The sequence below is a fragment of the Rhodohalobacter sp. 8-1 genome, assembly GCF_038150125.1.
GTDB lineage: Bacteria > Bacteroidota > Rhodothermia > Balneolales > Balneolaceae > SW132.
This window is the reverse complement of the sequence record NZ_JBBVMF010000002.1, coordinates 150,287-172,042: the sequence shown is the minus strand read 5'-3', so window position 1 is coordinate 172,042 and position 21,756 is coordinate 150,287. Positions and strand designations below refer to the sequence as shown.

Sequence of the window (21,756 nt, the reverse complement as noted above, 5' to 3'; positions counted from 1 at the left end):
TCTTAAGATTAAGATGTTAAATATTTCTTTGATACATCCACCAGGAAGTATTCCAAAAATTTTCTACCAAGCAACAGGTCATACTTCATTGCGCTGCGGTCGGTCAGTGTAAGTTCAATTGAACGATTTTTACCACAAAACCTTGCTGTCTCTTTTATAGTGTAGCGTTTTTGGACCGTCCCATTGGAGCTTTTAACTTTTCGAATTTTTACAAGTTTGGATTCAAAAACCCTCTCTTGGTATGATGGATGTTCTGGATCGAAAAGTGAAAACTGAACATACTCACCATCACTCTTCGATACAACGTTTATTTTGTGACAGTGCAGGCTGGAAGTGTACGCCCCGGTGTCAACCTTGGCATCCAGCTGGTCGATAGCCCAGTTAGGGAATCCGATTTTTTCAATTCTGCCGATAACTTTTTTCACGCCATTCAATGATTTTAAAAAACCAAAATAACAGCTTTTAAACTCGGTTGCATTTCATATTTTGATTTAATTTGTGAACGTCTACAAACAGACCAAAAAAATTACTACTTATATATATAATGCAGATATTAAACCGGCCGAAAGCTGTTGTTTTTGAAAATAATTGTCGAGAAAATATCAAAAAACTGTGTAAGAAAGCTGATTATTTAGGAGCTGATTTTCGGCCTCATTTTAAAACTCATCAGTCGCATGTTGTCGGGCAGTGGTTTGCCGATCAAGGTGTTCACGGAATTACGGTATCTACACCTGAAATGGCTGCTTATTTTTCAAAACATGGATGGAATAGCATTACTATTGCATTTCCATTTTACCGGCAGCAAATAGGCGACATTAATAAACTTACTGAACACTCTGCGATTCGACTCTTTGTTCAAAATTCTGACGACATACATTTTCTCGGTGAATATCTCATTCATCCTGTTGACCTAATGATAGAGATCGATGCCGGATATAACAGAAGCGGGATATCGTATCTTGAAAAAGATAAGATCAACGATTTGATTAGCACTATAAACGAATCTTCAAATGTTTCTTTCAAGGGATTTTACATCCATGACGGTGGCACCTACCATGTACAGGGAGAAAAAGATGTGCGCAAAACCATTGAACGTGATTTAAATGCATTTCGAGAGTTACGGAAACAATATCCTGGGGTTGAATTTGGTTTAGGTGACACTCCTTCCTCTTCACTGGTTGAGGAGTTATATCCTGTTACTGAGCTTTCACCGGGAAATCTTATTTTCTATGATTTGATGCAAATTGAGATTGGCAGCTGTTCATATAAAGATCTCGGACTGCTTGTTCGCGTTCCGGTTGTTCAAGAGAAACCGTATCAGGATTTATGCATTATTCATGGCGGAGCCGTCCATTTTTCCAAAGAACGACTAAGGATAAATGGAGGTGACACATATGGTCAGCCTGTCGTAATTGATGACGACGGTAACATTCAAAAAATTGAGGGTACCTCTGTCACTGCAATTTCACAGGAGCATGGAACAGTCACAGGTCTTAAGGCTTTGAAAGCTGCCTACAAAACGGAACATCTAAGTGAATTGTGGGTCTGTCCGGTTCACTCCTGCCTGACGGCAAATCTGTTTGAAACGTACATCACTCCAACAGGCGAATCGATAGAAAAACGAGTGCTTTCATGAGAAATCAGTTAGAAGTATCAGAAAAATATTCCCGCTACTGGCCGGCCATTACCCTGGGAAGCTTGATTGTATCAGCTCTTTTCTTAGGTGGTTATATCTATGCAAATAGTGCTTTGTTGGAAAGCTATCTGCGGCTTGCGGCATTCGCCTTCTTCGTGATTGGCTTTTTGAGCTATTTTAAACTACGTGAGGGACAAATTACGATAACCTATAATCTCGCGGATGAGAAAAATGAGATGATGATTACGTACTCTGTAAGAGATCAAACTATCCATGAAGAATCAATTGACCTGTCGGATATTAAGAGCATCAAAGTTGACCAGATGCCGAATCGATCGCTCTATAACGACTTTTATAAGATTGACAGATCAGTGCGCCTGAAAAAGAAACACATGGATGGATGGCTATACCTCAATGAACTACATGGCCGGATGATACCACTGAGCCAGGAAAATGCGCAGAAAATTGTAACATTTATCGGGGATCAGATAAAGTAAAAAGTATTGTTATATAAAAGGTATCAAATAGGAACTTCCAGTGGATCTTCTTCATCCGTAAAAGCGCGCTTCCAAAATACAACAGCTCCTAATACAAGTCCTTTTGCAATAAAAAAGGTAAATACGATCATCAATCCTATGTCCTGAAAAATTCCGATAATGATGATATACACAAAAAATAGCATCATTCGATTTTTGTATTTCTTGATGGAATCTTTATCAAATCTTGGAATTTTATCAAAAGGAATGGTACTAACCATCAGAAATGATAGAACAATCACGATGGGAATAATAAAAGAGAGAAAGCCATGCTCAAAATTTACGAACCAGTCCATACGTTTGTTAAACGTTAGGAAAAGCGCTGAGACCATCGCAGCCTGTACGGGTATGGGTAAGCCTTTATAAAAGTCGTAAGTCACATATTTGGAATCCACATTGAATCGTGCCAGGCGAATTGCGCCGCATAATGGCGGAAGCGCGCTTAGGATGATTCCGATGATCGAGAGTTCATGCAATACAAAGGTGTATAATAAAAACCCGGGAGCTGCTCCGAAAGAGACTACATCACTGATGGAATCAAGCTCAATGCCGAACTCGCTGGTTGCGTTTGCCAGCCGGGCCATGAACCCATCAAGAGCATCAAAAAGTCCGGCTGTTACAATCAGCCATGCCCCAAATACAAGATTTCCCTCTGCAACCATTATGATCGATAAAAATCCGCAAAACAGATTCATCAGCGTAAAAAAGCTGGGAATAACGATCCTTGGAATCTGCTTCCGTTTTCGTTTGGCTCGTTTACGTTTCGATCGTAATTTTTGAATCGGGTATTTCATGTGTTATCGAATTTTTCCAATAATCGATTCACCTGCTACTGTTTTTTCACCTTTCTTTACAAGAATCTCAACATTATCAGGCAAAAGAAGATCCATTCGTGATCCAAATTTCATGATACCAAACCGTTCGCCAGCAGTGACCTTATCTCCCTCTTTGAGATTGTAGACAATTCTTCGTGCCAAAAACCCGGTAATTTGTTTAAAGAGCATTTTGGTACCTGATGGATGCTTCACACCAAAATGTGCGCGTTCGTTTTCTTCAGACGCGTGATCTTCCCACGCCATCAAATATTTACCCGGTGAATATTTAACGTATTCAACATCACCGGAAAACGGGACACGATTCACATGCACATTTAAAGGAGAGAGAAAAATACTGACTTGAGTCGCAGGCTGATTCATATACTCAGATTCATCAACCTCTTTTATTAAGACTACTTTGCCATCGGCCGGCGAAATAATAAGTGAATCGTCATTGGGTGTATTTCTATCAGGATCTCTGAAGAAATAAATCGTCAGCAGGCACAAAACTCCCAATACAGCATAGATTAGGTAGGACAGCAAGTCCGGCAGAAAAGACGACCCAAACCCGACAACTAATGAAAAAAGAACAACAACCGTGATCGTACCAATGCCTTCTTTTGAAATCATAAATCAACTGCCAAATGTTCTCAAAATATCATTAAATGTGACCAGGATGATGAGGCCAATCAAAAACAGGAACCCTATCTGCTGCAGACCCATCCTTACTTTAGCACTTGGTTCACGCCGCGTTATTCCTTCATACAATAAGAACATAAAGTGTCCGCCGTCAAGTGCCGGAATAGGCAGCATGTTCATAATTGCTAGCGTAATGCTAAGGAATGCAGTTATTTCCCAGAATCCAAGGAAACCGCGAGCATCCGTCGCCTGCTTAGTAACACTTGCGATAGCTACCGGTCCACCCAAATTTTGTCTGACTGAAATATCACCGGAAAACATCATTCCTATGCCCTGTATAATTCCAACGAATGTATCTTCTGATTTTTTAAAGCCCTGCCCTACAGCCTCAACTAAATTATAGTTCAGTGTTTGGACGTTGTAAACATCGCTCGGGTTCGGCGCAGCAATACCAATCTGATTGGTTTCCGGATCGGGCGTTACGCTCATTTCTACTGGACGGCCATTGCGCATCACGGTAAAATCGAGTTCACCTTCTGCATTTTGGATGATCTGAACCATCTGAATCCAGTAGTCAACTTGCTTGCCATTTATTGATACTACCTTATCGCCTGCCTGAAACCCCGCTTCTTCCGCCGGACTTCCTTCAAGTATGGATGATATTCGGCTTGGCAGTGTGTAAGTTGAATTTATAAATCCCTGCTCCCCAATTTGATCGAGAAAATTTGGCGGAGTTGACAAACTTTGGACATTGCCATCACGCACAATCATGAACGAGAGGTCACGGCCGGTTATAGCCGCAGGATTGAAGATATCATTAAAGTACTCAACACGTTCACCGTTTATGCCAATAATACGGTCACCGGTTCTAAAACCCACGTCATGTGCTACAGATTCCTCAGGAATATAAAGGCTGTCGACCGACTCAATTGGAATAACTTCCTCACCATATGAAAGAGCAATTCCCGTATAAATGATGACTGCAAGAATGGCGTTAAATATCACACCCGCTGTAATCACGATCATTCGCTGCCAAACCGGCTTACTGCGAAATTCGTCTTCTTTAGGCTCCTGTTCAAGAAATTCATCATCCATTGATTCATCAATCATGCCCGCAATACTTACGTATCCACCTAGCGGTGTTGCCCCGAGAACATATTTTGTTTCGCCTTTTTTAAAGCTGAAAATCTTAGGCGGGAAGCCGATTGAGAACTTATCTACACGCATTTTGAAAAACTTTGCGGCAATAAAGTGCCCCAGTTCGTGAATAGTTACCAATATAAAAATCGCCGCTATAAAGATTGCGAGCGTTGAAGAGATACTTATAATCCAGTCCATTCTTTACTTAAATAGTGTATTCGCAAATTTTCTTGTTTCAGCGTCAACCTCAAATAGCGTTTGGGGTGATGTAATTGTTCGTTGATTAAACTTACTCAGTGCTTTTTCAATGAGTACAGGGATGTCAATATACCGAATTTCTTCGTTTAAAAAGCGCTCCACGGCAACTTCATTGGCTGCATTCATCACAGCCGGCTTAATGCCTCCCTCCTTCACCGCCTCAATAGCTATTTCAACGCAGGGAAATTTGATAAAGTCTACAGGTTCAAATGTCAGGCTCATCCGTTTTTTATAGTCGAGACGAGGTACGTTCAGCGGAAGTCTGTCAGGATAACTAAGAGAATAAAGAATAGGCACCTTCATATCGGGCGGGCCAAGCTGAGCTTTCGACGACCCGTCTTTAAATTCAACGATTGAATGAATAATACTTTGAGGATGGATAACGGGCTCTATTAATTCTATATTAATGCCAAAAAGCCAATGAGCTTCAATGATTTCGAGCCCTTTGTTCATCATAGTTGACGAGTCGATGGTGATTTTATTTCCCATCTCCCAGTTTGGATGATTCAGCGCGTCTTTAACGGTGATTGATTTCATCTTTTCCCTGCTGTACTGCCTGAAGGGCCCTCCGCTGGCCGTAATAATAATCTTCTCGACAGTGTTCATATCTTCACCGACCAGGCATTGCCACATAGCGGAGTGTTCAGAATCAACCGGTATTAATCGATCGTGAAATCCGGGAATTGCGGTTAATATTTCACCACCAACAACCAACGATTCTTTATTCGCAAGTGCAACGCTATTCCCGGCTTTTAATGCATCATATGTGGAGCTGAATCCGGCAAAACCAACCAAAGCATTTAATATGAGATCTGCATTAGGGTCTGCCGCCATTTGTCGCAGAGATTCTGGCCCGTAATCAATCTGTTCTGGTTTATATAGTAGGGCATCTTCAAACGATTGGCTGTTTGATTTATCTGATAAAATGAGCCTTTTGGGTCTAAATTCGTTGGCTTGTGTTGCAAGTTTTTTCCAGTTTGAATGTGCGGTTAATCCAAGTACCTCGTATGATTCAGGATTATCAGATATAATTTCAAGAGCCTGGGTACCAATCGAACCTGTAGCTCCCAAAATTGCAATACGCTTAAGTTGTGAACTGTCTTTGGTATGCATCATATTGGGCGTCAAAATAGAAAAATTTCTAATTAAATCGGGACGAATAGATTTCAGCTGCTGATTCGTAAAGTATAGCATGATTTTCTGCAGTTTCCTGTACTGATGGTGAATAACCGCCGGAAAGCAACAACGTTACAGGTATATCCCTGTCTGCAGCCGAAGAAATTACAAGTTGATCCCGTTCCCGCAATCCACGTTTTGTGAGTGAAAGACGCCCAAAGTGATCTGTCTTCAGTGGATCGATTCCTGCCAGGTAAAAAATCAGATCGGGTGTGAAAACTGAATAAATTGAGTTCAATGCATCAGTAAGTGTGTTCATATAATACCGGTCTTCAGTACGATCTGGCAACCCAATGTCATAGGTTGACGGGGGCTTTTTGAATGGGTAATTTTTTTCGCCGTGAATAGAAAACGTATAGACGTTTTCATCATCCTTAAAGATTTCTGCCGTTCCGTTACCCTGGTGCACGTCGCAATCGATGACCAATACTTTTTTAACCCACATAGCCTGTGTCAACACTTTTATGGCAACAGCAACATCATTATATACGCAAAACCCTTCTCCAAGATCTGGCATTGCGTGATGCGTACCTCCTGCAAGGTTGCCCGATACTCCGTCTTGAAGTGCCATCAAACCGGCATTTATAGTTCCCTGAACGGCAAGCCGTGAGCGTATTGCCAGGCTTTTACTCCATGGAAGACCCATTCGCCTCTCCTCTTTTCGGGTGAGCGTACCATTCCAGACGGCAGAGGCATATCTAAGAGTATGAACACTGCAAAGAGATGCAAAATCTGCCAGAGAGGGCTCAATAACCTGACTTTCTGTAATAATACCCCTTTTTAAAAGATGTTTGTGCAAAAAAACGAATTTCTTCATCGGGAAGATATGACCCTCAGGAAGTTGAGCATTGTAGCCCTGGGAAAAACTTACGCGCACATTGGGTAATTTAGTTCGGTGATTGTTTGATAAAGGCTAACATGCGTCCCGCCTTATCGCGTTCTCTTCTGTGGGAATAAAATGAGGTATTGTCTACAGTACAACGAGAATCAATCTCGATATTTGATGGGGCAACGCCCGCATCAACTAATTGAGTTCGCAAGAATTCTTTGAGATTCAAATGAGGCTTATGCCCAATGGAACGGTCAATAAATTGAGATGGGAATTTTTCAGCAACTTCCTCACCAATTTCAAAGTTTTGCAACGAAATGCACGGCGATATATAGCAAATAATGTTGGCTGGCCGGGCTCCAGCCTTTTTTATTTTATCCAGTGCATTTGGAAGGATTCCGGCTGCAGCACCCCGCCATCCTGCATGCACCGCCGCAATGATGTTATTAGCTGGATCTGATAAGAGTACTGCACCACAATCGGCTACTTTAATGGCGATCACTAAATTTTTAGTTGTCGTGACCAGCCCGTCAACACCGGAGTAATATCCGGAATCTGATATTACGGCTACGTCTGCCCCATGCACCTGTTCGGCAAGTGCAAATTCACCGTCGTGGTTAATTTCATGATTTAACACCTCCAGGTTATGTTTAATAACCGGCAGAGGCGTAACGGTATTCTCACCAAAATTTAGACCCTCGATGTATTCTGATGAATTGTATTTCTCCCGGCTGGCATACGTGATACCGGCAATAAGTTTATGCTGACGATTTAATTGTTCGGGAGCATAATAAATCATCAGGCTGAAAAATAGTTTAAAAGCACATTCCTGACTTTCTCAATCGGAAAGGTGTGTCCAGTCCATATTTCGAACGAACGGGATCCCTGATGAATAAGCATATCCAGCCCACCGATCGTCTTTGCCCCAGCCGATTCAGCCAGTGAGAGAAACTCAGTGGTGATCGGATTGTAAATAAGATCGTAACAAATTTTACCAGCAAGGAGGTCTGAATCAACAGCATCTACTGGACTCAGATCTTTCCTCGCTCCCATGCCGAGCGGCGTGGTATTGACAAACAGCTCTGCTTCTTCAGCAAAACTTTGCCATTGATGATAGTCTACAACTTCTGTAAAAACAGAATTATTTAGCGGATTCGCAGAATATGGCGACCGGGAAACTAAAATAATTTCTTCAAAGTCCATTTCCATGAGAGCATACTGAACAGCGAGACTTGCACCGCCTGTGCCAAAAATAATGGCCCGGCCTCTTTCCAGTGAATTATCATATTCAAGGAGCGGAACCTTGAAACCATAGATATCAGTATTATCACCCTTTGATGTATAACCATCATCCGTTTTTGAAAGGGTATTCATCGCTCCAACCGCCAGGACTTCTTCAGAAAGCTGGTCCGGAAATTGTACAAACTCCCGTTTCCAGGGTATGGTGATATTACATCCCAAAAAATTGTCATTATTGATCCAGGCAACGAAATCAGTTATAGAATTCGGCGGGAGTTCAACAGCTATATACTCCGCATCGATGGAATGATACCGGAGCGAGAGATTGTGCATTAATGGAGATAATGAGTGGTCAATCGGCTGGCCTACAACAAGATAGTGGGGTCGTAAAGAAAATTTCGAAGCCTTAAAATTAGAAAAACTCAGTGACTCGGTACTTTTCATCAGAGGCGATTGGATTTTGGAATCTAAACCTGCCCCGTTCTCAGGTCAGAGTTAAAAACCATAAAAAAAATGCGCACTCCGGAAAAAGTGCGCATTATAAATGTGATACAAAAAAAATTAAGCAGTTACTTCGCTGCCCTCTTTCTCAGTTTGTTCATCTTTAAAGGTATCTGATTCGGCCAATTCCTTAAATTTGCCTAAATCAGCCTTTAGCTGTTGCGGCAAACCTTCGATGAAGTTTGCGAGCTCTTCTTCAGGATCTCCGAAGAATGTGCGATAATCGAGAGAGAAATCAATACGTGTACGCTTACCATTGTCGAGAGGCGTAAATCGAATAGTACCTGTCTGATTTAGGTTACCATTGATCGTTATCCAGGCAAAGCGTGTATTGCGAAGATTATCAATAACATTTGTTGTCCACTGAAACTCCTCGCCGCCAATATTGGTTTTATAGTCGAACGTCTGAGAATTGACCTTTTCAATTTCATCAATTCTGTTTAAAAATTTTGTATAATGTACTGGATTGCAAAGCAATTCGTAGGCTTTAGCAAGGGGTAGATCAACTTCAATTCTTTCGTGCGCCATAGTATGATTGAACTTCGGAAGTGAGAATTTTAATTCAAGTTTGAGAAGGTTGAGGTAAGCAGATACGGCTTATCCACAATGCTCTAAATTTAAACATATTTTGATTAAGCATCAATCAATTTCGTGCAGAAACATTTAAATAGGTTAAAATTAATATTTCCACCATCTTTTTTTCTACTCATTTTCTCTTTTTTATCTGCTACTTTATGCTTGCCCGCCAACGGGTTTGGCCAGGAGTTCAGCGGTACAGCAAAGAATTATAATGCCTTTCAGGTTTATGAAAATAACGAATTAATAGCCGGGCGGAATCGTTTTAAGCTCCAATTTAATCAAAATCTTTCGTTCGGGGGGCTGGTAGCAGAGGTCGACCTGATTGACAGATATAGTTCTGGCAGAGAATTTGAAGTTTTTCCCCGCGAAATTTATGCTGATTGGTTTACCCCATCCTACGATATACGCATCGGTAAACAAACTATTATATGGGGTAAATCGAATGGTGCATTCGTGAACGATATTCTCACACCGGTTGATCTGCGCGAATTTTTAACCCAAGACATGTCCGATTTGAGAGTCGGAGTAACCGCAATAAATATACGCCGTTACTTTGAGAACAGTTCACTCCAGGTTATTGTCTCTCCTTCGCTTACAACAGATTTATTACCTGACTCAGATTCCCGCTGGTTCCCGGTTCAAACCCTGCCCTCCCCTATCCCTTTTAGTTTTAGGGAATCAACGCATGAGAACAATCTATCAAATGTTCAGCTGGCTGCGCGATATTCCTGGCGTCCTTCACTTTCACTCGACATAGATCTGATGGCGTATCATTGGGCGCACCCGATGCCAGCATATTCCATCCGGCCGAGATTCTTCTCATTACAACAATTGCCCGAGGTAACACTCAGAGAAACGTACAAAACGTCGCCGATGGCTGGTTTTGCGTTGACCTGGCAACGAGGTGACAGGTGGATCTTTTCAGCGGAAGGACTCTTTGTGAATGAACGGCTTTTTACTTTTTTGCCGGTATCCATCAATCGGCTGGAAGATGCATTAGAAAATCCGCTGGAGGCAATCCCGGTTCTCCAGGAGTTTGACATCAGAGATGACGGGTATCTTCTCACAAAACCATGGATTCAACAAATGATAGGGGTACAAACAAGTTTTAGTGGCATCACAGCCGGACTGCAGGGATATCTCGAAATTATATTGAATTATGAAGATCGCATTTTACCTCAGCGTCTGTTTCCATATATAAGCGTATTTGGTCAGCGCTCATTTTTACGGGACCGGCTGCAGCTATTTACGGTAGGCCGTTACAATATATATGGAGAAGATTTCTGGGCACAGCTCCAGGGTACATACGAGATAGCAGATGGGTTTGAATTCTCCCTTGGCGGTAATCTGTTTGGCGGTCCGTCTATTTCACCCTTTTATGGACACCTCACATTTCAGCAGTTCAGAGATAATAGCTTTTTGTTTATGCAAACAGCAATCTATTTCTGATTGAGAATACAGTGTTAAATCGCGGTTATATCTTTATCTGCAATATGGCAAAAAAATGTAGTACCGGACAGATACAGACTATATTTCAGGATTTACCGGGAATGTAACAGTAGCCCAATTAGTTGAAGCTCCTGAAACGAAATGATCAGTTATTTTTATTCCAGTTGAAAAAATTTGGTGACATCATCCTGGCGGCACCCGGCTCAGTTATAACCGGCTTGGTGCTTCTTATTTTCTTATCCATTTACCCTGCATCACAGATTCGTACAGACTTTAATCTTGAGGGATTTTATCCTGAGGAAGACCCTGTCATCGAAGACTACCAGCTTCTTGAAGAGGAATTCGGGCGGGATGACAATACTATTCTTATTGCTTTAGAAAGTGATCCAATCTTTTCCACAGAAGTTCTTCAGGATATTGACTCTCTTACACATTCATTTGAGCAGATAATGTTCATTGAATCGGTTCGAAGCATCACAAATGCGCAGCAGATCCAAAATTTAAATGACCGGCTTACCTTTACTAATTATATAGAAGAGGTTCCAAAAACGAGTGGAGAGCTCGAGCAGCTAAAAAGTCAGCTAACGGATGATCCATTTCTTGAGGGAGTACTGATCAATAAAGCGGGCACTACGGCTGCGTTCATGCTTCAAATAAACGAAGAGCGAAACACATACCCGAACCGCAATAAAATTATTGAAGAGATAGACTCTATTATTCAAGAGTACAGGGGCCAGTATGAGTTCCATAAATCAGGAATTCCGTTCTTTCGAAATCAATATGTAAATCTTCTGAACGGTGAGATTATCATATATATCGGGTTCTCCTCACTGCTGATTATTTTGTTGCTATGGTATTTGTACAGGAGTGTCTGGGGAGTACTTTTCCCGATGATTATTGTGTGGACTACCCTGCTTTTCACAGTAGCTATCATCCACTTATCTGGTGGATATCTTGAAATAATGAGCAGTACCATTGCACCGATTTTACTTTGTGTTGGTGTGGCAGACTCTATACACATGATTTCTAAATATGATGATGCCAGGGAAAATGGCAAGCCAAAAAGAGGGGCAATCATTGAAATGCTAACCACTCTCGGCAGCGCAACTTTTCTGACCAGTGTAACTACGGCTATTGGATTTGCTTCTCTGCTTAGCAGCTCGGTTATGCCGATGGCAAAGTTTGGAGCTTACACAGCGATAGGTGTGTTGCTGGCGTACATCGTCACGATTTTCTTTCTTCCTGTAGCACTGTCTAAATCAAAAAAAGGACGTGTTTTCAACGAAAAGTCGGGTTCGTTTTATCCTCTTATTAGCAGGGTACTCAACAAAATTACAGCGATAAATCGCCTGCATTACAGAAAGATTCTTGTATTAGGCTTTATTGGAACGCTTGCGATATTTACTGGTGTCAGGCACGTAGACGTCAATGGAAAAGTGTTCGATGACTTGGGTGAAGATACTGAGCTAATGCAAGACAGTGAATTTTTCTCTGAGCAACTAACACCACAATTTCCTCTTGAATTTATTATTGAAACTCAAACCGAAGATGGTGCACTCAGCCATGATTTATTAAAACGAGTTGAAAATCTTGAAGAGTATCTTCTTCAATATGATGAGATTGAGCGTGTGTCGGGGCTGCACATGCTTATAGAAGAAGTCCACAGGCTGTTAAGTGATTCTGAAAATGACAGGAGCAGTGCACTTCCGCCAGACGATGCCACCGTGGCGCAGTATGCGCTGCTGTTAGAGATCAATGACGCCCCCATGCTCGAACGCCTCGTCAACTTCAATTACAGTAAATTAAGAGTAACAGCATTTACGGAAGATGTGGGATCAAAACGGATCAATGAAATGCGGGATTCGATTTCCGTTTACCTTTCTGAAAATTTCCCCAATGAAGAGATTACCCTTACCGGCACAACGATTCTCAGTGCTGATCTGACAAACAAAATAGTCTATTCACTGGCCTGGAGTATTCTTATAGCTGTTTTTGCAATATCTATTATTATGACGCTCCTTTTTCGAAATCTTTATATGGTCATAATTTCACTGGTTCCAAATATCATTCCGCTACTTGCAATTGCAGGAATCATGGGATTTTTTAATGTCGACATCAAACCGTCAACCGCCGTGATATTTACGATCGCACTGGGAATTGCAGTAGATGACAGCATTCACTACCTGGCGCGGTTCCGGATTGAACATATGAGAAGCGGATCACTTTTTGCATCACTTACTACAACAACGGTTCAAACGGGACGAGCAATAATCGTTACGAGCCTGATTCTTATTGCGGGATTTGGAACCCTGATTACCAGTGCGTTCACATCCACTGCCATGATGGGGATTCTGGTCTGCTCAACCATAGCAGCCGCCTTAATTGCCGACCTTTTTATCCTCCCCTCCTTGTTTTACCTGATAAAACCAGAACTTCGGTTCAAAGGAGAGATTCTACGTGGTTAACAATCTCTTGGTGAACTTTGGCTTTTTCGCGATTTGCATCAATTACTTTAAACCTCTTTTCACGGCTGCTCAATTCATCAAATCCTTCGGAAACCTTGTCGAAAAAGGCTCGTCCCGATTTCTCCATTCTGTCTTTATCATTTGATGACGTTCGTCGATCGGCGTTTTCAATACTCAATCGCAGATAGAACGTTAGATCTGGCACAAGTCCATGAGCAGCAATTCGATTGAGATGATCAATATCATTTAATGAAGCTGATTGTCTTCCGTATCCCTGGTAGGCTACCGTTGAATCATAGAATCGATCCAGGATAACGGTTTCGTTATTTTCGAGAAGCGGAATAACTTTTTCAGCAATTAGTTGTGATCTTGCCGAGGAGAAAAGCAATAGTTCAGTTACGGGGTCCATTTCTTCGGTATCATGGAGCAAGAGAGAGCGGATACGTTCAGAAATATCTGTACCGCCAGGTTCCCGAAAAATATGGCTCTGTATATTTTTTGTTGACAAGTAAGTTTTCAGCAGACTGATTTGAGTCGATTTGCCGCTGCCATCAATCCCTTCAAAGGTAATAAACACTAACTATCCGGTTAATTATCTGAAATCGTCCATATCGTCTATCGATTCCTTCGGCATCACAATTGCCATCGCGATATATAAAAGAAGGAAACTTCCGGAACTTAAAAAGAATGCAATTAAAAAGCCGATCCGAAGAACTGTGGAGTTCATACCTAAATATTTTGCAAGGCCGCCACAGACACCAAATATTTTGCTGTCGGTTCTGGATCTTGAAAGCCCTCCGGAAACGCTTAATTTATTTCTGAACGAGCGTTTCTTTGACTGTTTTGTTTGGGTTGAACGTGACGATCGGCTTCGCGGTTCATCATCCGTATAAAGAAAGTCGTCCAGCTTATCGTAAGTTTTTTTCTTCTGTGTCTCCTCTTCTTTTACGCTTTTCTTTTCAGCTTTTGACTGTTTCATAAATCCAAGGCTAATCACTGCCAGCATCGCGCCGCCGAGGTACGGTAAGAATCTCATTACAGTAGTCAAAAATGACACACCGGTCGTTCCCATCAGTTCTGCACCAATAGATTGCCCTACAAACGCTAACGTTATAAAAACAAGAGCAAGCCCGCTTATGGTTTTTATATTCCAGATGGATGGAGATTCTTTTTCCTCATTTGTTTCTAAAAACGATTTCAAAGACTGCTGAAGATCTTCATCCGTAACGTTTATAGTAGATGTATGCATTCGGGATTTTGTATGTTCAGTCATAACATTGCGGCTTTAATTTCATTGAAGCTTTATTGATTGCCTACGGAATGGCTGAGAATGTGTTTCAAAAACAAAAAACGGTAATTCTCTTAGCCTACATATCCATCTGCAATACAAACTGATTTGTAATAATTGTGTCCATCTTAATATCCCAAGGTTCAGAGGGCAATGGTTCCAAACTAAGATTGCAGTTAAAACATAAGCCAACCTTAGTTGAAGTAACACTACCTAAAAAACGGTCGTAATACCCTTTTCCGTATCCCAGTCTGTTGAGCTGAAAATCTGCGGCCACCATTGGTACAATAACCAATAAATGTTCCGGCAGATTAACGGGGCTATCACCAGTTGGTTCATAGACTCCCCACTTGTTTTTCGATAACGAATCGATAGATGTAATTTTGTGATGCGAAAGTTCACCTCCTGATTTCATCCGTGGAACAATTACCTCTTTGCCCGCATCAATACAAGACCTTATAAAGTCAATCGTATAGACTTCCCGACTTTTTTCTATCGATACATAAGTATGAATGGATTCAGATGAAATAAACATCCTACTCGACATTAACCGGTGTATGATTGCCTGACTCTTTTGCTTCCACTCACCAGGCAGAAGAGACTTTCGAATAGTCTGATGGTGTTGTCGTACGTATAATTTTTGTTCAGGAAGTGAAATCTTCATCACAAATGAAGGGTAAGGTGATTATAAGGGTCTTCATCAGACAGTTTGTCGATTACACGGTCCCACAAGTCATTACCGTATTTGTTCATAAAAAAGATAAATGCAATTTCCCGTTCCTGCAGATTATCATTTGGGAATAAGTTATTCTTGATTCGCTTAATTCTGTCGATCTGAACTTTTTCCTGCTCTTTAACACTTCGATAGACTTTTCCTTTAAGCTTATCCAGTTCCGAAAAATAGGTAGCTTTAGCTTTACCAACACTTCCTTTCAGTGATGGATCAATATCACCAATTTTATCACGTTTTGCCCGCGATAGCTCATCAATTTGAGATCTCCAGATGCCAAACATTTTTTCGATATCAACACTGTCGGTCGTTTCAACAAATTCCTTTTCGAGATCTTCGATTCTATCTAGATATTTTTGCCATTCGAACGGTAATTTTTCTAATATTCTGTCTATGGCAGATTCAAAAATCGTCAGGCTGAATCGGGGAACAATAATCGGCATCTTGTAACCAAAATTTTCATAAAATTCCTTCATCTGTGCATAGTATGCGATTTCCCCGGGGCCGCCCACATAAGCAGCTACGGGCAGAAGACAATCCTGTAAGATTGGTCTCAAAAACACATTTGGTGAAAATTGTTCCGGATGGTTATCAATTTCGTCCAAAAGTTCAGAACTGCTCCATTTTTTGGATGGGATACTCCAGGTATCATCCACACACTGAATTTTAATTCTTTCTCCGGATTCGGTGAGGTAAAACAGATTTGAGGGCTGAACCTGCACCTGGTCATGATAACCGGCTTCCTTGAGGGCATAGGTTGTGTCATCGAGTGAGCTGGTTAAATTTACATGAAGCTTTACAGCTTTTTTCAGCAGATGTGTTGTGTGAGATTTAGCTGTTTGATTAAGACTTCCGGCCAGTAAGAGTCCATGTTTGCCAAAATACGACATTAAAAGATCCCCAAATGCTCCACCAAATGTACGGTCTGATTTGTAATAAGACGTTATTTGATCCAGGAGATCTGCCGTAAAATCTGTTTCGTCTAAATTCTCTTTCAGAAGTTTCTGAACAGTAGATAGCTCATCGCCCAATTGAATTGTACTCGCCGGAGGAGCATTCTCATAGTCTATATGTGAATAGGTTATTTCTGTTTGATCGTAAGATCCAGGGATATTTATTGTGGACACTTCCTCGATATCATGGTCTTCATCAGCCAGCCAAAATATTGGAATTACCGGACGGCCGGTCTCTTTTTCAAGTTTTTTTGCATAGAGAATGGCAGTAATTGTTTTGTAAACGGTGTAAAGTGGCCCACCAAATAGAGTCACCTGCTGCCCGGTGACAACAGTAAGACAATCGTGCTTTTTTACTTTTCCAATCTGATCGCGCGTAACTTCATGATCCAGATGCTCGTGATTGTATTTCTCTAATATTGAGGCACCTACTGACCTCTCACCTTTGAATTCGAATGAATCAACCGATTCATGAACTGAACCTTTGTTGGCCGGATGCGTTTCAAAAAAATCGGTGATTGTTCCGTTGCCCGATATGTAATGCTGAAAAAGTTTAGAAAAGGGAAGTGTATCGAAACTGCTTTTTTTTACGTCCACTTCACCCCTTTAACCGATTTATTTTGTCCCGAATTTTTGCTGCTTTTTCATAATTCTCTGTATCAATGGCCATTTGAAGCTCTTGCTCAAGCTTTTCAATGCCGCTCAATTCACTTGGCTCACTGCTTTTTACCGCCTGTGATGTCCCTTTTTCCCCTTTCTCTTCTTCTGATTCTATACCAGCCTCATCCAGCACGCTTTTATGTACAAAGATTGATGCTCCAAATCGGATAGCTACAGCAATTGCATCGCTTGGGCGAGCATCGATTTCTACTTTTTCATTTTCGCGTGTAAAAACGAGTTTTGCGAAAAACGTGCCTTCTGAGAGTTCATTAATCAGTACATAGTCTACTGCCGAATCAAAACTCATGATTATATTTTTGAGCAGATCATGAGTCATGGGACGTGGTGGTTTTATACTTTCAAGTTCAAGAGCTATTGCCTGAGCTTCAAATGTTCCAATAATGATAGGTAACCGTCTTCCGCCTTCCTTTTCTGTAAGTATCAGAGCGTAAGCTCCTCCGCTGCTTGGACTAGTTGACAGTCCTAATATATCCATTTCAATATTTTGCAATGGTATCTCCGGTGTGCTTTAAATTTTTACTGATTTAAAGTTACGGAATTTCAACTATCTCTTAAACTGTTTACGTTCCGTAATTTAGAATTTCACTCTGCCCTGTTTGACTACTATTTTCTTGAAATTCAAGTCTTTTTACTCATTAAGTAATTATGAATTAATGTTCTGCTGCCAACTAATCATACAATTACGATAGACCCGATAGTATGAGTATCTTAAGAGAGAGTCAGAACATAGTTTGTAAAAACTGAAATCCCGGAATGTCAGGTCAGTTAAAGTTTTTTATAGTTCAAATCACGCTGCTGACCTATAAACAGTCAAAAAGTGATTTGATAACCTACTAATTTGAAGTGTCATGAATGTAAAAATATCAGAAAAAAGAAATCCGCGTACAGGTAACCCCACAACTGTAATAGAAGGAATCACACACAATCCTCAAGTCATTGAAAAGTTGGAGAAGAAATTAAAGTCAAGTTGTGGTGCAGGTGGACACACAGAAGGAAAAACTATCATCATACACGGATCTCATACCGATAAAATTAAAAAAATCTTAGAAAAAGAGGGGTATAACATTAGATAATCTTAAGATTCTTAAAATCAGTGATTTATTTGTAACAATCACGCTTTAAGATACTCTTGTTGTCTAGTGTTCTCTAAGTATTGAAATTAATCTGAGTATTTTGACAGTAAAAGACAGCCGCAAAAACATACTAATTGTTGAAGACGATGGTATTCAGCAAATTATCATGAAGCGTCTTGCTTCTCGCCTGGGGCTGAACGTATTAGGAATTGCAGCCAGCGGAAATGAAGCTGTACGTATAGCCCGTAGTCTCCCCCAGTTGGATCTTATTATGATGGATGTACGTCTCGGAGACGAAGTTGATGGTATCGAGGCAATGAAGAAAATTCGCAAGGTATCCAACTCAGTGAAAGTAATTTACGTGACGGGAAACACTGAACCTGAAACACGTAACAGGGCAGTGCAGACAAATTATGAAGCATTTTTGGAAAAACCGGTCACTGAAGAACAACTAAAACATGCAGTTTCAGCTGCCTTCACTGCGGCATAATAATTTTAAAAATATTGGCATTCGTTGATAAATTCATGGTATTTTTACGGCCATGTATCAACGAATATTGACTCTTTTCATCTCGCTTTATCTTCTCATCTCAGTTCCGCTTCTTGCTGAAGATTTTTATAGCGGCAATCACTCAGCAGACAGTGCTGATAGCCTTCGAGTAGGCCTTGTATTAAGCGGTGGCGGAGCAAAAGGTATCGCCCATATTGGCGTGATAAAACGACTTGAAGAAGCCGGTATCCGGGTCGACTATGTTACAGGCACGAGTATGGGAAGCCTTGTGGGCGCACTTTACTCCATTGGATATACATCAACACAATTAGTAGATCTTGCCAAATCAAGTAACTGGAGTCAGTTATTTACAGAAAAGCCCTCTCGCCTTTTTATTTCAAATTACGAGCGTACATTTGATAATCGTACTATAGCCTCGTTTCCCATATCTGAGCGAGGGTTGGACCTTCCTGTTGGAATCATCAGCGGCCAAAACATATACTCATTTTTATCCAAATATACCTGGCCTGTACATGGAACACAGAGTTTTAAAGATTTCCCAATTCCATTTGCGACGGTGGCCACAGAGCTATCAACCGGTGAACCAAAAACATTTACTTCAGGATATTTGCCTGATGCTATTCGCGCCAGTATTTCAATTCCATCGTTAATGCGGCCTCATAAAATTAACGGCACTGCATATATCGATGGAGGGGTTTCAAATAATCTCCCCGTTGAGCAGGCCATAGACATGGGAGCCGAGTTCATCATCGCTGTGAATGTAGCATCTCCGGTCATGCCTACTGATAGTCTCAAGACATTCGCAGAAGTTTTGAATCAGGTAGTAAACTACAGGATTAATGAAAAAATTGAGCCGCAAATTGAGAAGTCCGATCTATATATCAACCCGGAGAGAACCAATTCATTTGACATTTTGGATTTCGACAAAGTGGACGAACTTATACAGGTAGGTTATGATGAGGCAGGGAAGTATATAGAACAGATAAACAGAATTGCAGAACAACAGTCAACCGGCTCTCCCCTTCGCCGGGGAGTTGGCGAATTTGGCAGTCTTCCGCTTAATCAAGTTATCATAGAGGGAAATGAATTAATCTCCGACGATTTTATTCTAAGTGAACTGCAACTATCGCAGGGATTTTTACTGACACCCGATTTTATCGAAAATAAAATCTCACAGCTCTACAGCACCCAGCTATTTGAACTTATTACTTATCGTATATTACCGGATGAGGATTACTACTATAATTTACACATTCATGTGGTAGAAAATAATACTGATGTATTCCGGGTCGGGCTCCGATATGAATCTCAGACAAATGCCTCAATACTTTTAGCCTCTGAGTTCAGAAATTTTCCCTTTAAAGGTACGAGCTCACGTTTCGATCTTCGCCTTGGTAACGAAATCCGTGCCCAGGCAGACCTATTGCTTTATGGAAGTCTTGGCTCCAGAATTGGTTTATTAACGTCAGCACTATTTGAATCGGAAAATGTTGAGCAATTTGAAAACAACGAACGTAATGCACGTTTTAAAAACAATCTCACCAGGCTGGAATTATCGGTCGGTAATTATCTCAGTTCAAATTTCTTGGTGGCCGGAGGCGTAAGAGGTGATTTCATCTTCAAAAATAATATTATCAATGAAGAACTTATTACCATTTCGTCTGACAATCACCAGTCGTACTTTCTTCAAATTGTTAATGATCAATTCTATCGTAAAAACTTCCCATCCCGTGGTTCGCGCGTCTTTTTAAATGGAAACTACAGCGGGGAGTTTTCGCTCAGCCCAATTGAATACGTTGCTTTCGGAGGGCTCTTTGAATACTATCTGCCCTTGTCGCCGGGCGTAAGTTTTAGAAATTTATTTTATAGCGGGTATACAAGCGGCAATGAACTTCCATGGACATCGTGGTTTTCATTGAATCGGCTTGATCCCGATTATGGATACGTCCGGTTTGGCGGAATTCAACGCTATGAACTAAACACACGGAATTTACAAATGCTCTCTGCAGGCTTTCAGTTTGAGCCTCTTTATCACAGATTTATAAATATAGATTACTATGCCGGACGTTTCTTGAATGAATGGTCCATTTCTACCGACAATATCGTTCACGGTGCAAGCCTTGGCATTGGGGCACTTACCATTCTTGGCCCGGTTGAATTAATAGTATCTTCGAGTACTGAAAATAATTTTCTTGCAGAACTTCAAATAGGATATAAGTTTTAATGACTGAACAGGAAATACGGGAAACGCTAAGTACGATAGAAGCTGAACTAAAGTCGGGAAAATCATCTGCCGATTTGCTGAATGATGCCGGCGTTGGGTACTATTTATTGGGAGAGCTGAAACAAGCAATGGAATATTTAAGAAAGGCTGCACAAAAAAGCGAAAAACCAGGTATTCTATTCAATCTTGCAAATATATACTCGAGCTTGCAGGAACCTGATCAAGCAATAGCTACATTCTTGAAGGTTTTGGAGAAAGATCCCGGCCATATCGGTGCGCTAAATAATTTAGCCGATGAATATGAGCACAAAGGAGAACTTGACAAAGCACATGAGTTATTTCACTATCTCACCCATCTTCAACCCGATAAAGCGCTGTCACATTTTAATCTCGGTAATTTCTTCTTACGCCAGAATCAACATATTGAGGCCGCAAAATGTTATGAACAGGCACTTGAAAAGGATGAAACATTTGTAGATGCATACCACAATATCGCCTGGATACTTTACAAGTCGAGAGCGTATAAAGAATCGATGAGCTATATAGAGGATGGTTTATCGTTTGATAAAAATAGTGATGACCTTCTAAAATTGAAAAAAGATGTTACCAGCGCTCAGGATGATACTGCGATATGAGATCTTCTGTTCTTATTTCTTTCGGTAACTTCTCTTTCCAACTCAATAGCAAACTTCGCGGCCATGCGCTGATCAAATCCCGGTCGACACTGAACTTTTTTTAAGTTTTTCAGATATTTTCGAACTTTAATTCCGGATTGTGCCACCAACCGGATTGAATCATCGCTGTCTTGTAGTTCAGAAAATGACCGGAGTTCAGCTACAGAAAGTTTTCCCTCTGTAAAATCATTTATTATGCTGTCGAGCACGTTCGATTGTAGTGTATAACTCATAATGAAGCAACAGTTTTGGGTTAGAGTCAATGGCTGCACCTGTCTTCGATTCAATCAATCACCCGAAATATGTGTCCCGGAATTATTGATGTTCACTGACAGATGCGCCATATGTACACTACTGCTA

General features: G+C 41.0%; 23 protein-coding genes. 8 read left to right on the top strand and 15 right to left on the bottom strand.

Going from position 1 to position 21,756, the window contains the following annotated elements; translation table 11 throughout:
• Nucleotides 1-8 precede the first annotated feature (8 nt).
• The gene (locus AABW11_RS02330; RefSeq protein WP_340103020.1) at nt 9-425 is read right to left on the bottom strand and encodes an ATP-dependent zinc protease family protein; all 417 of its coding nucleotides are present in this window, start codon (nt 423-425) and stop codon (nt 9-11) included.
• A 119-nt stretch (nt 426-544) separates the two neighbouring features.
• Between AABW11_RS02330 and AABW11_RS02325 the strand changes: the two genes are divergently transcribed.
• Nucleotides 545-1,636, top strand: a complete 1,092-nt coding sequence (locus AABW11_RS02325; protein WP_340103019.1) for an alanine racemase — start codon at nt 545-547, stop codon at nt 1,634-1,636.
• Entirely contained in the window at nt 1,633-2,133 is a 501-nt protein-coding gene (locus AABW11_RS02320; protein ID WP_340103018.1) for a hypothetical protein, read from the top strand. Before AABW11_RS02325 ends, AABW11_RS02320 begins: the two co-directional genes overlap by 4 nt.
• 23 nt (nt 2,134-2,156) lie before the next feature.
• On the opposite strand, the gene pssA is transcribed toward AABW11_RS02320, so the two are convergent.
• The 8 genes from pssA to AABW11_RS02280 form a co-directional block, all read right to left on the bottom strand.
• Nucleotides 2,157-2,966, bottom strand: a complete 810-nt coding sequence (gene pssA / locus AABW11_RS02315) for a CDP-diacylglycerol--serine O-phosphatidyltransferase (protein ID WP_340103017.1) — start codon at nt 2,964-2,966, stop codon at nt 2,157-2,159.
• A gap of 3 nt (nt 2,967-2,969) precedes the next feature.
• Nucleotides 2,970-3,617: a phosphatidylserine decarboxylase family protein gene (locus AABW11_RS02310; protein ID WP_340103015.1), complete on the bottom strand. Its 648-nt coding sequence runs from the start codon at nt 3,615-3,617 to the stop codon at nt 2,970-2,972.
• Between the two features lie 3 nt (nt 3,618-3,620).
• Nucleotides 3,621-4,964 (bottom strand): RIP metalloprotease RseP, encoded by a 1,344-nt coding sequence (gene rseP / locus AABW11_RS02305; RefSeq protein ID WP_340103013.1) that lies wholly within the window; start codon nt 4,962-4,964, stop codon nt 3,621-3,623.
• Nucleotides 4,965-4,967: 3 nt separating this feature from the next.
• Nucleotides 4,968-6,218, bottom strand: a complete 1,251-nt coding sequence (locus tag AABW11_RS02300) for a 1-deoxy-D-xylulose-5-phosphate reductoisomerase (RefSeq protein ID WP_340103011.1) — start codon at nt 6,216-6,218, stop codon at nt 4,968-4,970.
• Entirely contained in the window at nt 6,166-7,017 is an 852-nt protein-coding gene (locus AABW11_RS02295) for a histone deacetylase family protein (protein ID WP_340103009.1), read from the bottom strand. The genes AABW11_RS02300 and AABW11_RS02295 overlap by 53 nt, the downstream gene beginning before the upstream one ends.
• A gap of 70 nt (nt 7,018-7,087) precedes the next feature.
• Nucleotides 7,088-7,828 carry a peptidoglycan editing factor PgeF gene (pgeF, locus tag AABW11_RS02290; protein WP_340103007.1) on the bottom strand — a complete coding sequence of 247 codons (741 nt, stop codon included), beginning with the start codon at nt 7,826-7,828 and terminating at the stop codon, nt 7,088-7,090.
• A complete protein-coding gene (gene aroE, locus AABW11_RS02285; protein ID WP_340103005.1) occupies nt 7,828-8,712 on the bottom strand; it encodes a shikimate dehydrogenase in 885 nt (294 codons plus the stop codon). Before aroE ends, pgeF begins: the two co-directional genes overlap by 1 nt.
• 117 nt (nt 8,713-8,829) lie before the next feature.
• Nucleotides 8,830-9,297, bottom strand: a complete 468-nt coding sequence (locus AABW11_RS02280; protein WP_340103003.1) for an SRPBCC family protein — start codon at nt 9,295-9,297, stop codon at nt 8,830-8,832.
• A 210-nt stretch (nt 9,298-9,507) separates the two neighbouring features.
• Between AABW11_RS02280 and AABW11_RS02275 the strand changes: the two genes are divergently transcribed.
• Nucleotides 9,508-10,797, top strand: a complete 1,290-nt coding sequence (locus tag AABW11_RS02275) for a hypothetical protein (protein WP_340103001.1) — start codon at nt 9,508-9,510, stop codon at nt 10,795-10,797.
• Nucleotides 10,798-10,961: 164 nt separating this feature from the next.
• Nucleotides 10,962-13,262 (top strand): efflux RND transporter permease subunit, encoded by a 2,301-nt coding sequence (locus AABW11_RS02270; RefSeq protein ID WP_340103000.1) that lies wholly within the window; start codon nt 10,962-10,964, stop codon nt 13,260-13,262.
• On the opposite strand, the gene tmk is transcribed toward AABW11_RS02270, so the two are convergent.
• From tmk to AABW11_RS02245, 5 genes are all read right to left on the bottom strand, one after another.
• Entirely contained in the window at nt 13,237-13,839 is a 603-nt protein-coding gene (gene tmk / locus AABW11_RS02265; RefSeq protein WP_340102997.1) for a dTMP kinase, read from the bottom strand. The two genes, AABW11_RS02270 and tmk, sit on opposite strands and share 26 nt — an antisense overlap.
• A 15-nt stretch (nt 13,840-13,854) precedes the next feature.
• Entirely contained in the window at nt 13,855-14,535 is a 681-nt protein-coding gene (locus AABW11_RS02260; protein WP_340102995.1) for a PspC domain-containing protein, read from the bottom strand.
• Nucleotides 14,536-14,629: 94 nt separating this feature from the next.
• Nucleotides 14,630-15,214, bottom strand: a complete 585-nt coding sequence (locus AABW11_RS02255) for a 5-formyltetrahydrofolate cyclo-ligase (RefSeq protein ID WP_340102994.1) — start codon at nt 15,212-15,214, stop codon at nt 14,630-14,632.
• Nucleotides 15,214-16,830, bottom strand: coding sequence for a bacillithiol biosynthesis cysteine-adding enzyme BshC (bshC, locus tag AABW11_RS02250; protein WP_340102992.1), 1,617 nt, complete (start codon nt 16,828-16,830; stop codon nt 15,214-15,216). The genes AABW11_RS02255 and bshC overlap by 1 nt, the downstream gene beginning before the upstream one ends.
• Before the next feature lies 1 nt (nt 16,831).
• Nucleotides 16,832-17,389 (bottom strand): bifunctional nuclease family protein, encoded by a 558-nt coding sequence (locus AABW11_RS02245; protein WP_340102990.1) that lies wholly within the window; start codon nt 17,387-17,389, stop codon nt 16,832-16,834.
• Between the two features lie 373 nt (nt 17,390-17,762).
• Here AABW11_RS02245 and AABW11_RS02240 point away from each other — a divergent pair, with 373 nt between their 5' ends.
• The 4 genes from AABW11_RS02240 (at nt 17,763) to AABW11_RS02225 (ending at nt 21,357) form a co-directional block, all read left to right on the top strand.
• Nucleotides 17,763-17,987 (top strand): translation initiation factor, encoded by a 225-nt coding sequence (locus AABW11_RS02240; protein ID WP_340102988.1) that lies wholly within the window; start codon nt 17,763-17,765, stop codon nt 17,985-17,987.
• Between the two features lie 100 nt (nt 17,988-18,087).
• Nucleotides 18,088-18,477 carry a response regulator gene (locus AABW11_RS02235; protein ID WP_340102986.1) on the top strand — a complete coding sequence of 130 codons (390 nt, stop codon included), beginning with the start codon at nt 18,088-18,090 and terminating at the stop codon, nt 18,475-18,477.
• Nucleotides 18,478-18,529: 52 nt separating this feature from the next.
• Nucleotides 18,530-20,722, top strand: coding sequence for a patatin-like phospholipase family protein (locus tag AABW11_RS02230; RefSeq protein ID WP_340102984.1), 2,193 nt, complete (start codon nt 18,530-18,532; stop codon nt 20,720-20,722).
• Nucleotides 20,722-21,357 (top strand): tetratricopeptide repeat protein, encoded by a 636-nt coding sequence (locus AABW11_RS02225; protein WP_340102982.1) that lies wholly within the window; start codon nt 20,722-20,724, stop codon nt 21,355-21,357. Before AABW11_RS02230 ends, AABW11_RS02225 begins: the two co-directional genes overlap by 1 nt.
• Here AABW11_RS02225 and AABW11_RS02220 read toward each other — a convergent pair.
• Nucleotides 21,336-21,629 (bottom strand): hypothetical protein, encoded by a 294-nt coding sequence (locus tag AABW11_RS02220; RefSeq protein WP_340102980.1) that lies wholly within the window; start codon nt 21,627-21,629, stop codon nt 21,336-21,338. The genes AABW11_RS02225 and AABW11_RS02220 overlap by 22 nt on opposite strands.
• Nucleotides 21,630-21,756: the final 127 nt, after the last annotated feature.